10 protein-coding genes are annotated in these 13628 nt (G+C 61.7%); 8 read left to right on the top strand and 2 right to left on the bottom strand.

Annotation, left to right across the window (positions count from 1 at the left end; genetic code table 11):
• The first annotated feature begins 438 nt into the window (after nucleotides 1-438).
• From RWK44_RS03735 to RWK44_RS03715, 5 genes are all read left to right on the top strand, one after another.
• Nucleotides 439-3708 carry a helicase-related protein gene (locus RWK44_RS03735; protein ID WP_221946111.1) on the top strand — a complete coding sequence of 1090 codons (3270 nt, stop codon included), beginning with the start codon at nucleotides 439-441 and terminating at the stop codon, nucleotides 3706-3708.
• Nucleotides 3709-3710: 2 nt separating this feature from the next.
• Entirely contained in the window at nucleotides 3711-4115 is a 405-nt protein-coding gene (locus RWK44_RS03730; protein ID WP_131663118.1) for an RNA-binding S4 domain-containing protein, read from the top strand.
• A 194-nt stretch (nucleotides 4116-4309) separates the two neighbouring features.
• Nucleotides 4310-4648 carry a ferredoxin FdxA gene (gene fdxA, locus RWK44_RS03725; protein WP_003567552.1) on the top strand — a complete coding sequence of 113 codons (339 nt, stop codon included), beginning with the start codon at nucleotides 4310-4312 and terminating at the stop codon, nucleotides 4646-4648.
• Between the two features lie 392 nt (nucleotides 4649-5040).
• The gene (locus RWK44_RS03720) at nucleotides 5041-5613 is read left to right on the top strand and encodes a CarD family transcriptional regulator (RefSeq protein WP_003543775.1); all 573 of its coding nucleotides are present in this window, start codon (nucleotides 5041-5043) and stop codon (nucleotides 5611-5613) included.
• Nucleotides 5614-5990: 377 nt separating this feature from the next.
• On the top strand, nucleotides 5991-6854 hold the full coding sequence (locus tag RWK44_RS03715; RefSeq protein WP_012759432.1) for an RNA polymerase factor sigma-32: 864 nt from the start codon (nucleotides 5991-5993) through the stop codon (nucleotides 6852-6854).
• Nucleotides 6855-6905: 51 nt separating this feature from the next.
• Here the strand turns inward: RWK44_RS03715 and RWK44_RS03710 are convergent, their stop codons facing one another.
• Both RWK44_RS03710 and RWK44_RS03705 read right to left on the bottom strand, forming a co-directional pair.
• On the bottom strand, nucleotides 6906-8450 hold the full coding sequence (locus RWK44_RS03710) for a M48 family metalloprotease (RefSeq protein ID WP_131663119.1): 1545 nt from the start codon (nucleotides 8448-8450) through the stop codon (nucleotides 6906-6908).
• A 389-nt stretch (nucleotides 8451-8839) separates the two neighbouring features.
• Complete coding sequence (locus RWK44_RS03705) at nucleotides 8840-10378, bottom strand: MDR family MFS transporter (protein WP_168329682.1); 1539 nt, start codon at nucleotides 10376-10378, stop codon at nucleotides 8840-8842.
• Between the two features lie 116 nt (nucleotides 10379-10494).
• On the opposite strand from RWK44_RS03705, the gene RWK44_RS03700 reads away from it, so the two are divergent.
• Genes RWK44_RS03700 through RWK44_RS03690 form a run of 3 tightly spaced genes read left to right on the top strand, consistent with a single transcriptional unit; the run spans nucleotide 10495 to nucleotide 13557 of the window.
• Nucleotides 10495-11022 (top strand): MarR family winged helix-turn-helix transcriptional regulator, encoded by a 528-nt coding sequence (locus tag RWK44_RS03700; protein WP_131663121.1) that lies wholly within the window; start codon nucleotides 10495-10497, stop codon nucleotides 11020-11022.
• 57 nt (nucleotides 11023-11079) lie between these two features.
• The gene (locus tag RWK44_RS03695) at nucleotides 11080-11736 is read left to right on the top strand and encodes a thiamine diphosphokinase (RefSeq protein WP_206105854.1); all 657 of its coding nucleotides are present in this window, start codon (nucleotides 11080-11082) and stop codon (nucleotides 11734-11736) included.
• Nucleotides 11737-11739: 3 nt separating this feature from the next.
• On the top strand, nucleotides 11740-13557 hold the full coding sequence (locus RWK44_RS03690; protein ID WP_222061728.1) for an ABC-F family ATP-binding cassette domain-containing protein: 1818 nt from the start codon (nucleotides 11740-11742) through the stop codon (nucleotides 13555-13557).
• Nucleotides 13558-13628 lie beyond the last annotated feature (71 nt).

Here is a 13628-nt window from a genome sequence, read left to right as displayed (position 1 = left end):
GATGTGGCCGTGAACAAAAGGCGAAAACGATGGTGTGAACGATTCGTCTCCGATTCGTTCAGGCTTTGGTCGAGAGGTTAATTTCGGGCGGATTTTTGCCTGTTCAAAATCGGCGCGGGAATCGTCACCCACGACAGCGAAAATGCGAACAAGAGAGAGTCTCACGATTCAGCATCTAGTGGGAAAAAGTGATTCAAAATCAATACTTAGCCGTGAACAAAAGCTGAATCAGCGGGAGTCAGCGATTCGTCGCTGATTCGTTCTCACGCTGTTCCGAATCGTGAATTCGAGTGTTCCGCGAGACTCGCAAAGGTCGCAATCCGTGTGGCATTTTGAAATCTGCCCTTGCGTTTGCGGCGGCAGCTGTCCATGTGTTGTCCAGCTTCCATCGAGGAGCCGAGATTTTCCTGGGGCCACCCGCCTCATTTGCATGGACCCATGACTCTGACTTCGCAGCGGATGATTCTGAGTGGGCGCGGTGTGACCGCGGTGCTCGGGCCGACCAATACCGGCAAGACCCATTATGCCATCGAGCGCATGGTCGCGCACGGGACGGGCGTGATCGGCCTGCCGCTGCGGCTGCTGGCGCGCGAGGTCTATACGCGGGTGGTCGAGAAGGTTGGCGCGCAGAATGTGGCGCTGGTCACCGGCGAGGAAAAGATTTCGCCGCCCAATGCCCGTTTTTCCGTCTGCACCGTCGAGGCGATGCCGCGCGAGACCAGAGCCGCCTTCGTCGCGATCGACGAGGTGCAGCTCGCCGGCGATCTCGAGCGCGGCCATATCTTCACCGACCGTATCCTGCATCTTCGCGGCCGCGAGGAAACGCTGCTGCTCGGCGCGGCGACGATGCGGCCGATCCTGCAGCAGCTCCTGCCCGGCATCACTATCGTCGAGCGGCCGCGGCTTTCGCATCTTTTCTATGCCGGGCAGAAGAAGATCACACGGCTGCCGCAGCGTTCTGCCATCGTCGCCTTCTCCGCCGACGAGGTCTATGCCATCGCCGAGCTCATCCGCCGGCAGCGCGGTGGCGCGGCGGTCGTGCTCGGCGCGCTTAGCCCGCGCACCCGCAATGCGCAGGTGGCGCTTTATCAGGCAGGTGACGTCGAATATCTGGTGGCGACCGATGCGATCGGCATGGGCCTCAACCTCGATGTCGATCACGTCGCCTTTGCCCAGGACCGGAAATTCGACGGTTACCAGTTTCGCAATCTCAATCCGGGCGAACTCGGCCAGGTCGCCGGGCGCGCCGGGCGGCATGTGCGGGACGGGACCTTCGGCGTCACCGGGCAAGTCTCGCCCTTCGACGACGAGCTGGTGCAGCGCATCGAAGGACACGAGTTCGACAACGTCAAGGTTTTGCAGTGGCGGACGACGGAGATGGACTTCTCCTCAATCGCGTCGCTGCGCGCCAGCCTCGAGGCGGGTCCGCGCGTGCCGGGGCTGACGCGGGCACTGCCTGCGGTCGACCAGCAGGCGCTGGAACAGCTTTCGCGTTATCCCGAGGTCATCGATCTCGCCGACAGGCCGGCGCGCGTCGAAAAACTCTGGGAGGCTTGCGCGCTTCCCGACTATCGGCGTATCACGCCAGCACAACATGCCGATCTTATCTCGACCCTCTTTTCCGATCTCGTCCGCTATGGCACGGTGAACGAGCAGTTTCTTGCGGAGCAGGTTCATCGCTCCGATCGAACAGATGGCGAAATTGACACGCTTTCGGCGCGAATCGCGCAGATAAGAACCTGGACCTACGTTTCGAATCGGCCCGGTTGGCTTGCCGATCCGACACACTGGCAGGAAAAGACGCGGGAAATCGAAGATCGATTGTCCGACGCGTTACATGAAAGGTTGACGAAACGCTTTGTTGATCGCAGGACATCTGTGCTCATGAAGCGCCTGAGAGAGAATGCGATGCTGGAAGCTGAAATCAGTGTGAATGGCGATGTCTTCGTTGAAGGACATCATGTAGGGCAGTTGAGCGGATTCCGTTTCACGCCGGTGGCGGGAACGGACGGACCGGATGCCAAGGCGGTTCAGGCTGCGTCGCAGAAGGCGCTCGGGCTCGAGTTCGAAGCCCGCGCGGCCCGGATGCACGCCGCCGGCAACAGCGATCTGGTGATCGGTTCGGATGGGTTGATCCGTTGGCTGGGCGACCCGGTGGCGCGGCTTTCGGGCAGCGATCACATCATGCGTCCGCGCGTGATCCTGCTGGCCGATGAACAACTGACGGGCAATGCCCGCGATCACGTTGCCGCCCGCATCGAGCGCTTCGTCAATCATCATATCAGCACGGTGCTGAAGCCGCTCGATGATCTGTCGCGCGCCGAGGACCTGCAGGGTCTCGCCAAGGGGCTTGCCTTCCAGCTCGTCGAGAATCTCGGAGTGCTGTTCCGCCGCGACGTAACCGAGGAGGTGAAGTCTCTGGACCAGGAGGCCCGCGCCTCCATGCGCCGCTACGGCGTGCGTTTCGGCGCCTATCATATCTTCGTCCCGGCACTTCTGAAGCCGGCGCCGGCCGAACTCATCACGCTGCTCTGGGCGCTGAAGAACGACGGTCTCGACAAGCCGGGCTACGGCGATCTCATTCCCGTGCTTGCCGCCGGTCGCACCTCCGTCGTCACCGATCCGAGCTTCGAGCGGATGTTCTACAAGCTCGCCGGCTTCCGTTTCCTCGGCAAGCGTGCCGTGCGTATCGACATCCTCGAACGGCTTGCCGATATCATCCGTCCGCTGCTGCAATGGAAGCCCGGTCAGAACAACCGTCCGGAGGGCGCCTATGATGGCCGCCGCTTCACGACGACGACGGCGATGCTGTCGATCCTCGGTGCGACGCTCGAGGACATGGAAGAAATCCTCAAGGGTCTCGGCTATCGCGCCGATGCCGTGAAGGCGGAAGAGGCATCGGTCTATCTTGCGGCGCAGGATGCGGCCTCAGTGCCTGCCGCCAGCGCGCAAACGCCTGCGGAAGAGACTGCCGAGAAGGCCGATCACGACGATGCCGATGGCGCCGCGGAAGAGACTGCTGCCGAGCCATCCACAACCGAGGCGGCTTCGGCGGTCGCCGACGCGCAGGTGACGGGAGCGGTCGAAAGCCCCGCTCCGGAAGCGATCGAGGCATCCGCTCCGGCGGAAGCCTCAGCTGCCGGGGAAATCTCCGCTCCTGCGGAAACGGTATCGGCTTCCGAGGAAGCAGGACCTGCTCCTGGGGAAGCCGGCGAGCCGACGGAACCGAAGCCGGTTCTTCTGTGGCGTCTTGGCGGTCGCAACGACAATCAGCGCCAGGGGCGCGGCGGGCATGGCGAACGCCGTGGCGCCCAGGGCCAGGAGCGCGGTCAGAACCAGGAGCGCGGCGACCGCAATCGCCGGCCGGGCGGCGGTGAAGGCGGCGAGGGCAATCGCGGCGGCGACGGCCGCGACAACAATCGCCAGAACCGCGGCAAGGAAGGCGGCGGTCGCGATGGTGGCCGACCGCAGCAGGCAAGAGGCGACCGCAACAACCAACCACGGGGCGACCAGCCGCGTGGCGACCGGCAGGACCGTGGCGATCGCAAGGATCGCGGCGAGCGTAACGATCGCAACGACCGCAACAACAATCGTGGCGGCTCGCAGCCGTTGCGCTTCGAGGCCAAGCCGCCGCGCAAGGAGAAGCCGATCGATCCGGATTCGCCTTTCGCCAAGCTCGCAGCTCTCAAGGAGCAGATGAAGAAGTAATCATGAGCGGGGAGATACAGCCGACAAGCGGTTCGCGCCAGCGCATCGACAAGTGGTTGTTCTTCGCGCGCATGGTGAAGTCGCGCTCGCTGGCGCAGAGCCACATCCAATCGGGCCATGTGCGCATCAATGGCGAGCGTTGCAACCATCCAAGCCAGATGGTCAAGCCGGGCGACCGTATCGAGCTGACGATGGAGCGGCGCGATGTCGTTCTCGTCATGCGCCTTGCCGGCGAACGGCGGGGGCCTTACGAGGAGGCGCGGCTGCTCTACGACGACCAGTCCCCGCCGCCCGATGAGGCAAAACGTCTCACGCCCTACGAGCAGGCGATCCGGGCGACCGGCACCGGCCGTCCGACCAAAAAGGAAAGACGTGCAATCGACAGGCTGATGTCGGACGAGGATTAGAAAACTCTGTCTGCGGCGGCGGCTTTTGCAGATCGTTTATCCTTGAAATCCGGCGATAAAGCCGATAGGTCACTGACAACCTGCCGGAAGCGTGCTTGCCTCCCAAGCCTGCTCACGCTTTTCCTCCGGCACGGGGATAGGCGCGACGTTCCAGGTTGCCCGGCCCCATCCGCATGGAAATCCTGGAGTTCTTCATGACCTATGTCGTGACCGACAATTGCATCAAGTGCAAATACACCGATTGCGTGGAAGTCTGCCCTGTCGACTGCTTCTACGAGGGCGAGAATTTCCTCGTCATCCATCCCGACGAATGCATCGATTGCGGCGTCTGCGAACCTGAATGTCCCGCCGAGGCGATCAAGCCCGATACCGAGCCGGGCCTCGACAAATGGCTGAAAATCAATACCGAATATGCCACGATCTGGCCGAATATCACGGTCAAGAAGGACCCGTTGCCCGAGGCCAAGGAAATGGATGGCGAGACCGGAAAGTTCGAAAAGTATTTTTCGGAGAAGCCCGGTTCTGGCGATTGAGACAGCGCCCACATCCGGTCCCGGATTCGGGCGACCGCGGCGCGAAACGTTTTAAAAGCTGCGTGAGGCATATGGGTGACATGTGTTGCCCGCATGACTCAAGCGAAGCAAATTATTGATTTCCTCATATTTTTATGATAGGTTTCGTCTACTGTTCCATTTGTGGCATGACGCATGCCCAAAACCATCACGAAAGCAAAACAAATCCGTACACGGTTTCCGTGACATATCAACGCTTTGAGCGCCGGGTCCCAAGATCGTGCGCAAGAAGTCTTTGCTTTTGCCCGATGGGACCAGAGTGAAGTCACCCGACGGATACTACCGTCTCACCCGGGCCTGACTGACCCGGCTCCGGCCGCCGCCGGAAGCGTAACAGGGAGTTTTTGAATAGAATGACGACTCAGCAGAAAAAGCCTTCTACAGCACGTCACGGCTTCAAGACCGGTGAATCAATCGTCTACCCCGCTCATGGCGTCGGTACCATCACCGCTATCGAAGAGCAAGAAGTTGCCGGCATGAAGCTCGAACTTTTCGTTATCGATTTCGAGAAGGACAAAATGCGTCTGAAGGTTCCGGTCGCGAAGGCCATGAGCATTGGTATGCGCAAGCTTTCGGAAACGGATTTCGTCGAGCGTGCTTTGAAGGTTGTGCAGGGCAAGGCGCGCGTCAAGCGCACCATGTGGTCCCGCCGCGCCCAGGAATATGATGCCAAGATCAATTCCGGCGACTTGATTTCCATCGCTGAAGTCGTGCGCGATCTCTATCGTGCCGAGAACCAGCCTGAACAGTCCTATTCCGAGCGTCAGCTTTATGAGGCTGCGCTCGACCGCATGGCGCGCGAAATCGCCGCGGTCAACAAGATGTCGGAAACCGAAGCCGTCCGCCTCGTCGAGACCAATCTCAACAAGGGTCCGAAGCGCGGCAAGGCGATCGAAGAAGACGATTCACAGGACGAAGCCGCATAAAGCGACCCCGTTTTTCTGTCAAAAAACCCGGCCTTCGAGCCGGGTTTTTTTATTGGAACTTTTTCCCGATTGCCGCGTTTATCACACGTAATTGCGGACTGCTCGTCGGGCAATGGCCTCACGGGCGAACTGCTATTCCGTCAATGTTCGATGAGGAGCGGATCATGCCTTTTCTATATTGCCCATCCGGCAAGGTGAAGAAACAGATCCTGCCCAGCCGTCTTACCGGCACATGATGAGAAATAGGGCCTCCCCCTGAAAAGTCCAGGGGCGAGGCTTTTATGCATTCAGAACCCCATTCAATCCGGACAGCGATGTTCCGGAAGTTGAGTTTTATTGTTCATTTCAGGGCGAGAGGCCTGTTTCGGGAGATTGAAATGAAGAACATGTCTGCAGATCGGCGCATGATCAAAATCGCGATGGCCGCGCCTTATCTCGCCCGCCAGGAAGAGCACGATCTCGCCACCCGTTGGAAGGATCATGACGACCGCGGTGCGCGCAACCAGATCGCCATGGCCCATATGCGCCTCGTCATATCCATGGCGGGCAAGTTCCGCAATTTCGGTCTGCCGATGAGCGATCTGGTGCAGGAGGGCTATGTCGGTCTGCTCGAGGCCGCCGCCCGCTTCGAGCCCGAACGCGACGTGCGCTTTTCCACCTATGCAAGCTGGTGGATCAGAGCGTCGATCCAGGATTATATCCTGCGCAACTGGTCGATCGTGCGCGGCGGCACCAGTTCGGCGCAAAAAGCGTTGTTCTTCAATCTGCGCCGTCTGCGCGCCAAGCTCGCCAAGGGTGACACGCAGCTGACGCTGCAATCCATTCACCAGGAAATCGCCGCAGCCCTCGGCGTCAGCCTCTCGGATGTGCAGACGATGGATGCCAGGCTTTCCGGCAATGACGCCTCGCTGCAGGCGCCTTCGGTCTCCGGCGATGCCGAGAGTGCGGAGAAGATGGACTTCCTCGTCAGCGACGATCCCCTGCCGGACGAGCAGGTGTCGAACATGATCGACGGCGAGCGCCGCCGCGTCTGGCTCGCCTCGGCGCTGAAACATCTCAACGAACGCGAGATGAAGATCATCAGCGCCCGGCGACTGGCGGAAGACGGTGCCACGCTCGAAGAGCTCGGTGCCGATCTCGGCATTTCCAAGGAGCGCGTACGTCAGATCGAAAGCCGGGCGATGGAGAAGCTTCGCAGCGCGCTCGTCAGCGCCGATCCGCATATGGCGGCCTACGCCTGAACCTTATCCCCTCCAGCAGCACAGACTGGCCCGGCGCAAACCGGGCCTTTTTTATTCGGCGATGATCTTGACGCGATCGCCTGTTGCAACGGCTGCCCCCGTGGGCAGGGCGTTGATGAGCTTGAAGAGATCGAGCTTGCGGTCTGTGCCCATCATGCGGGCGGCGAGCGTCGAGATGTTCTCACCCGGCCGGACCGTGACGACGCGGATGCGCAGCGGCTTCAGCGAGGCGGTCTCTGCCGGCGTCATGCGGCGGAAGCTCGCCCGTAGCACATTCGCCGTTGGCTCAAGGGCGCCGCTGCCTTTCGGCACGGCGGTCAGGAAACGGAAGATCTGCGAATTGTTGCGGATCACGGTCACATCGAAATCCCAGCGGTCGGCGCTAGCGCGCGCGGTGGCTGCTTCCATGCCGTTGATGGTGATCGGCTGGATGGTCGACGGGTCGAGCCCGGTCACCCAGCCGCTGGAAATATAGTTAGTGAGGCTCTGGTTCTGATTGTCGGCGACGCCGTCGAAGCGGACGGCGATGTCGTTCGGGCCGGTGGCCATCACCGCTTCGACCTTGTTGTCGATGTGGAAATCCGGCGGTACGTCGAAACGGATGCCGAGGCCGCCATGCAGGAAAGTCTGGCCGCGCACATAGCCTTCTTCCGGGCTGTCGCCGTAGAGCAGTCCGTCTATACCGTCGAGATAATAATTGCGCCCCTTGTCGCCGACCGAGCCTTCCTGGCCGAAGGCGCGGGCGTGGGTGCGGGCAAGTTCTATGCGCTGGGCCGAATTCGGATGGCTCGACAGGAAGTCGAGGCTCTGGTCGGCTTCGGGATCAACCGACATGAAGCGACTGTAAGCGGCCATCGAATCGAGGAACCGGGTGGCGGCATAAGGGTCGTAGCCGGCTTCGCCGAGCATGCGCACGCCGATGACATCGGCCTGCAGCTCCTGCTGGCGGGAGAAGGCGGCGAGCCGCAGCTTGCCGCGGGCAAGCGCCTGCTTGCCGGCGATGTCGCTGGACAGGACCTCGGCGACGACGCGGCTGGCGATGACCTCAGCCTCTTCGCGCTTCTGCCGCTCGATGCCGTGGTTTGCCGTCACATGGCCCATTTCGTGCGACAGCACAGCAGCGACTTCCGAGGCGTCGTTGGCAAGGGCGAGCAGGCCGCGGGTAACGTAGAGATAACCGCCCGGCAGCGCGAAGGCGTTGATCGCCGGCGAATTCAGAATGGTGATGCGGTAGGATTGGCTCGGATTTTCCGACACCGCCGTCAGCGCGCCGGCGATGCGGGCGACGAGGCGCTCGGTTTTGGCGTCCTTGTATTCGCCGCCATAGCTTGCCACGATGCGCGGATGCTCGCGGGCGCCCATTGCCGCGCGCGGATCGTTCTTCTGCACCTCGTCGACGATCTGCGGATTGGAAGAAGGCGAGACACTGGGCTGATAGGATTGGTCGATCAGCGATTGGCAGCCATTCAGCGCCATTGCGAGGGCCGAAAGCAGCATCATGCGACGCGCGAAGCGCCGCGGCGCGGAGATGGCATCACTGGAAAGCGCGGGCGATTTCCACGTCGTCGAGCTGTCCAGTCTGATTCTCCGCATCATGTCGCTGTTTTGCCGGTTTGCCGCAGATTCGGACCGACCGTGGCAAGGGGAACTCAACAGGTGCGCACCCCTGATCTCGCGCTGCACAATCGGCCGATACAAGTCGTTGCTGTAGCTGATTTACGCATCGGTTGCATAGCGAGACTTCGTTTAAATGTGGCGCCGTTGCATTTTAGCAAGCCTCAGGCATTAAGGCTTCCTTTCGCTCGGATGAAATTATGGCGAAAGTTCCGTCACAAAGCGGAGATTCGTCGACGGCGCGGAAAAAGAACGGCCCGATTGAAGCAACCGGCTCGATAGCGACAGTCTTGCGAGAAAATTGCAACCCTTGATATAGGCATCGAGAGGAAGGGCTCCCGGTGAAGCATCCTCTCGCAGTAACGATTCGACTATTCGGCAGCTTCCGCCGTCGCCGGTTGCGGCTTCGTGGTCTCGCCGGCGCGAGGCAGCTGCACGGGTTTCAGCATGATGGCGGCGGCAAGGCCGATCAGCGCAATGGCGCAGGAAGTCATGAAGAGCGGCGAGAAAGCGGCGGCATAGGTATCGGCGACGGCCTGGCGGCTCGCTTCGGGAAGGGCGGCCATCATTTTCGGCGTCAGCTGCTCGATATCGGCGACGCCGGGAATGGAGATGCCGACCTTGCCGAGCTGAGAGGCGATGATGGCGCCATAGATGGAAATGGCGATCGAGGCACCGCCCATGCGCGACAGCGTCACCGAGCCGGTTGCGGCGCCGACATCGCGGGCGGGTGCTGCATTCTGTACGCCGATGACGGGAACCTGCTGGGCAAGGCCGATGCCGATGCCGTGCAGCATCATGACCGCGCCGATGAAGGCGATCGGCGTTCCCGCGTGGATCTGCGACATCAGTGCAAAGGCGATGGCACTGCAGGTGAGGCTTGCAATGGCGAAGGGCTTGTAGCGCCCCGTCTTCGAGATGATGCGGCCTGCGGAAAGCGACCCGCAGACGAGGCCGCCGGTCAGAAGGATGAAGAGCAGGCCGGCGGCAGACGGCGAAAGGCCGGTCGTGGTCTGCAGGAAGAGAGCGAGATAATTGACCATGCCGATGGCGATGGCGCCGCCCATGATCGAGATCACCAGGAGCAGGCTGAAGGTCGAGTTGCGAAACAGCTGCAGGGGAACGATCGGCTCCGGCGCGCGGCGCTCGACGAACACCCAGGTGACGGCGCAGACGACGCCGAAGGCGACGATGCCGATACTTTCAGGCGAAATCAATGCACCGAACAGTTCGCTGCTGTCGGTGGCAAGCACGATGCTTGTTGTCGTCATGGCAAGCAGAAGCGCACCGGCATAATCGATCTTGGGGCGGCGATGCGGTTTGCGGTACGGCAGCATGAAGACAAGGCCGGCGAGCACGATGAAGCCGATCGGCACGTTGACGAGGAAGATCGAGCGCCAGCCGAAGAGATCGCTCATCGTGCCGCCGAGCACGGGGCCGATCGCGCCCGATGCCATCAGCACGAGGCTGGAATAGCTCTGGTAGCGCGCCCGCTCGCGTGGCTCGAACAGGTCGGCGTTGACGGCGAAGATCGATACCATGATGCCGCCGCCGCCAAGACCCTGCAGCACGCGGGCGGCGATCAGCGTATTCATCGAGACCGCAAGGCCGCAGACTGTCGATCCGACGGTGAAGATCATGATCGCCGTCATCATCACGTATTTGCGGCCGAACAGGTCGCCGAGCTTGCCGTAGAGCGGCATGACTGCGCTCAGCGACAGGAGATAGGCCGAGCCGATCCAGCCGAAACGCTCGAGATGACCGAATTCGCCGACGATCGTCGGCAGCGCCGTGGAGACGATCTGATTATCAAGCGTCGCCATGAACATGGCGGTCATCAGGAAGAAGAAGAGGATAAGCCGGCGACGAGGATCCGTCACGAGCGGCGCAGGCGCGAGGTGCATGTCCATGGGAGGCATCGTTCCGGGTTGAAGTGCATTTATGTGCTAACAGCATATAGTTGTCAACGGCACATTAATGACATCGGCATATTCAATTTTTGAATCGGCTCTGTTATGGTCCTGTGATGAGCGACGTCCTGACCAAGACCCATTCTGTGGAGCCGGCCAAGCCGGATCGTGAAAACGTGCCGCGTATCGGCCGGAGCATGGCGCGCATGCGGCTGATGACCGGGCGGCGGCTGATCGGCCGGCTGGCGATCCAGAGTGCTGCACCGGGCCTCGAGCTATCGCATCTCGACGTGCTCGATGCCGTGCGGAGGGCGCAGCCTGCCGGCGAGGTCACGGTCGGCATGATCGCGGAGATGCTGCGCATCGATCCGTCACGGGCAAGCCGCGTGGTGGCCGACATGGTCGGGCGCAACGTGCTGCGCCGCGAGGCCTCGCAGGCCGATGCGCGGCGGATCGTCGTCGTCATGACCGAGGTCGGCCAGGACCTGCTTGCCGAGATCGTCGCGCAGAAGCTTGCGATCATTTCCGAAATCGTTTCGGACTGGCCGCAGGAAGATGTCGAGCGCTTCGCAGCGCTCTTCGAGCGCTTCATCGGCGGCTACGAGGCGGTTTTCCTGTCGCGCGACAAGGATACGCCGGGCTGAGGCAGACGCCGACGTTCGCCGGCCCTTCCCCTCGACCCCTCGTTTGCGCTAAGGGCAATGCCCATGAGCCAATCCACCTTCACCATTCTCCTTGGCGGCGAACTCAGCCTGACGGAGCGCCTGCGCGATGCCATCGAGGACAGCCGCTTCATTGCGGCCGATGGCGGCATGCGGCATGCGGCAGCACTCGGTATTGCGCCGGAGCTCTGGGTCGGCGATTTCGATTCGACCCCTGATGATCTCGCGGGTGCATTTCCCGATGTGCCGAAACAGCCCTATCCGGCAGCGAAGGCGGCGACGGACGGTGAAATCGCCGTGGCGGAGGCCATCGCGCGGGGCGCGCGGCGGCTGATCCTCGCCGGTGCGCTCGGCGGCGAACGTTCCGACCACGCGCTTCAGCATCTGCTGTCGGCCGTCAGCCTGGCGGAAGAGGGTTTCGACCTGCTGCTGACCTCGGGCAAGGAAGAGGCAGTGCCGCTGGTTGCCGGTGCGATCGAACTGGACCTTCCCAAGGGCAGCCTGTTTTCCGTGCCCGGATTCAGCGAGCTGAGAGGGCTTTCCATCGAGAATGCACGTTATCCGCTAGCAGATTTCCATCTGCCTTTCGGCTCATCGCGCACCATTTCCAATGTTGCGGAAGGCAAGGTTCGCTTTTCGCTCCGCAGCGGCCGGGCAATCGTGCTCGCCCGGCCCTATGATCTTTCCGGAGTCTGATTTTTGGCCCCTCCCATTCTGAAACTCGACGATATCTTCCTGAGCTTTGGCGGTGCACCGCTTCTGGCGGGTGCCGGCCTGCAGATCGAGCCCGGTGACAAAATCTGTCTCGTCGGGCGTAACGGCTCGGGAAAATCGACGCTGCTGAAGATTGCCGCCGGCCTGGTCGAGGCGCAGTCCGGCGAGGTCTTCCGCCATCCGTCCTCGACGGTGCGTTATCTCGAACAGGCGCCGGATTTTGCCGGCTTCAACACGGTGCAGGCCTATGCCGAGGCCGGCCTCGGCCCGGGCGATGACCCCTATCGTGTCACCTATCTGCTGTCGCATCTCGGGCTGAGCGGCGATGAGGACCCCAGGATGCTGTCCGGTGGCGAATCGCGGCGCGCAGCCCTTGCCCGGGTTATGGCACCGGAGCCGGACATTCTTCTGCTCGACGAACCGACCAACCATCTCGACCTGCCGACCATCGAATGGCTGGAAGGCGAGCTGCAAAAGACGCGCAGCGCCTTGGTGCTGATCTCGCACGACCGGCGTTTCCTCGAAAAGGTCTCGACGGCAACCGTCTGGCTCGACCGCGGCACCTCGCGCCGGCTGGACAGGGGCTTTGCACATTTCGAAGCCTGGCGCGACCAGGTGCTGGAGGCCGAGGAGCTGGAGCAGCACAAGCTCGGCAAGTCGATCGAGCGCGAGGAGCACTGGCTGCGCTATGGCGTCACGGCGCGGCGTAAGCGCAACATGCGCCGTCTCGGCGAGCTGCAGACGATGCGCTCGAACTATCGCGGCCACAAGGGACCGCAGGGCACGGTGCAGGCGACGGTTTCGGACGCGCAGGAATCCGGCAAGCTGGTGATCGAGGCCGACAAGATCACCAAGAGCTTCGGTGAGAGGGCAATCGTCACGCCGTTTTCGATCCGCGTGCATCGCGGCGACTGCATTGGTCTGGTCGGACCGAACGGCGCCGGCAAGACGACGCTGCTGAAGATGCTGACCGGACAGCTTTCACCCGATAGCGGCATCGTCAAGCTCGGCACCAATCTGGAGATTGCGACGCTCGACCAGAAACGCGAAGATCTCGATCCCGAGGATACGCTTGCCAACTATCTGACGGATGGGCGCGGCGAAAACCTGCTCGTCAACGGCGAGCAGCGCCATGTCACCGGCTACATGAAGGAATTTCTGTTTCAGCCGGAACAGGCGCGTACGCCGATCAGAAACCTCTCCGGCGGCGAACGCGCCCGGCTGATGCTGGCACGCATCCTGTCGCGCCCGACGAACCTCTTGATCCTCGACGAGCCGACCAACGATCTCGATATCGAAACGCTCGATCTCCTGCAGGAGATTGTCGCCGGCTTTCCCGGCACCGTCATCCTCGTCAGCCACGACCGCGATTTCCTCGACCGCACCGTGACCTCGACGATCGCACCCGCCGTGCCGGATGCGCCTGATGGTCGCTGGATCGAATATGCTGGCGGCTACTCGGACATGCTTATACAGCGCAAGGGCGCGCTTGAGGAGCGCAGAAAAGCCGAGAAGGCGGCGGAGAAGCCGAAGACCCAGCAAGCAACAGCTTCAGGCAGCTCGAAGGTCAAGCTCTCCTTCAAGCAGAAATTCGCACTGGAAAACCTGCCAAAGGAAATGGCGAAGGCCGAAGCCGAAATCGCCAAGCGCGAACAGGTGATGGCAGACCCCAATCTTTTCACGCGCGATCCCGCAGCCTTCAACCGGCTTGCCGGCGAGATGGAAAAACTGCGCGCCAGCCTGACTGACATGGAAGAGGAGTGGCTGGAGCTCGAAATGCTGCGGGAAGAGCTGGAAGGCTGAGATTTTCTCGAGGCTCAAGGCTCACTTTTCCTTGATTCGTCAGTGTGTCGTCCTGCGGCATAAGGTGCCGT

The organism is Rhizobium sp. 25PS6 (assembly GCF_032464655.1).
GTDB lineage: Bacteria > Pseudomonadota > Alphaproteobacteria > Rhizobiales > Rhizobiaceae > Rhizobium > Rhizobium laguerreae.
Note: the sequence above shows the minus strand (reverse complement) of the source record. Positions and strands in the feature narration are given on the sequence as shown.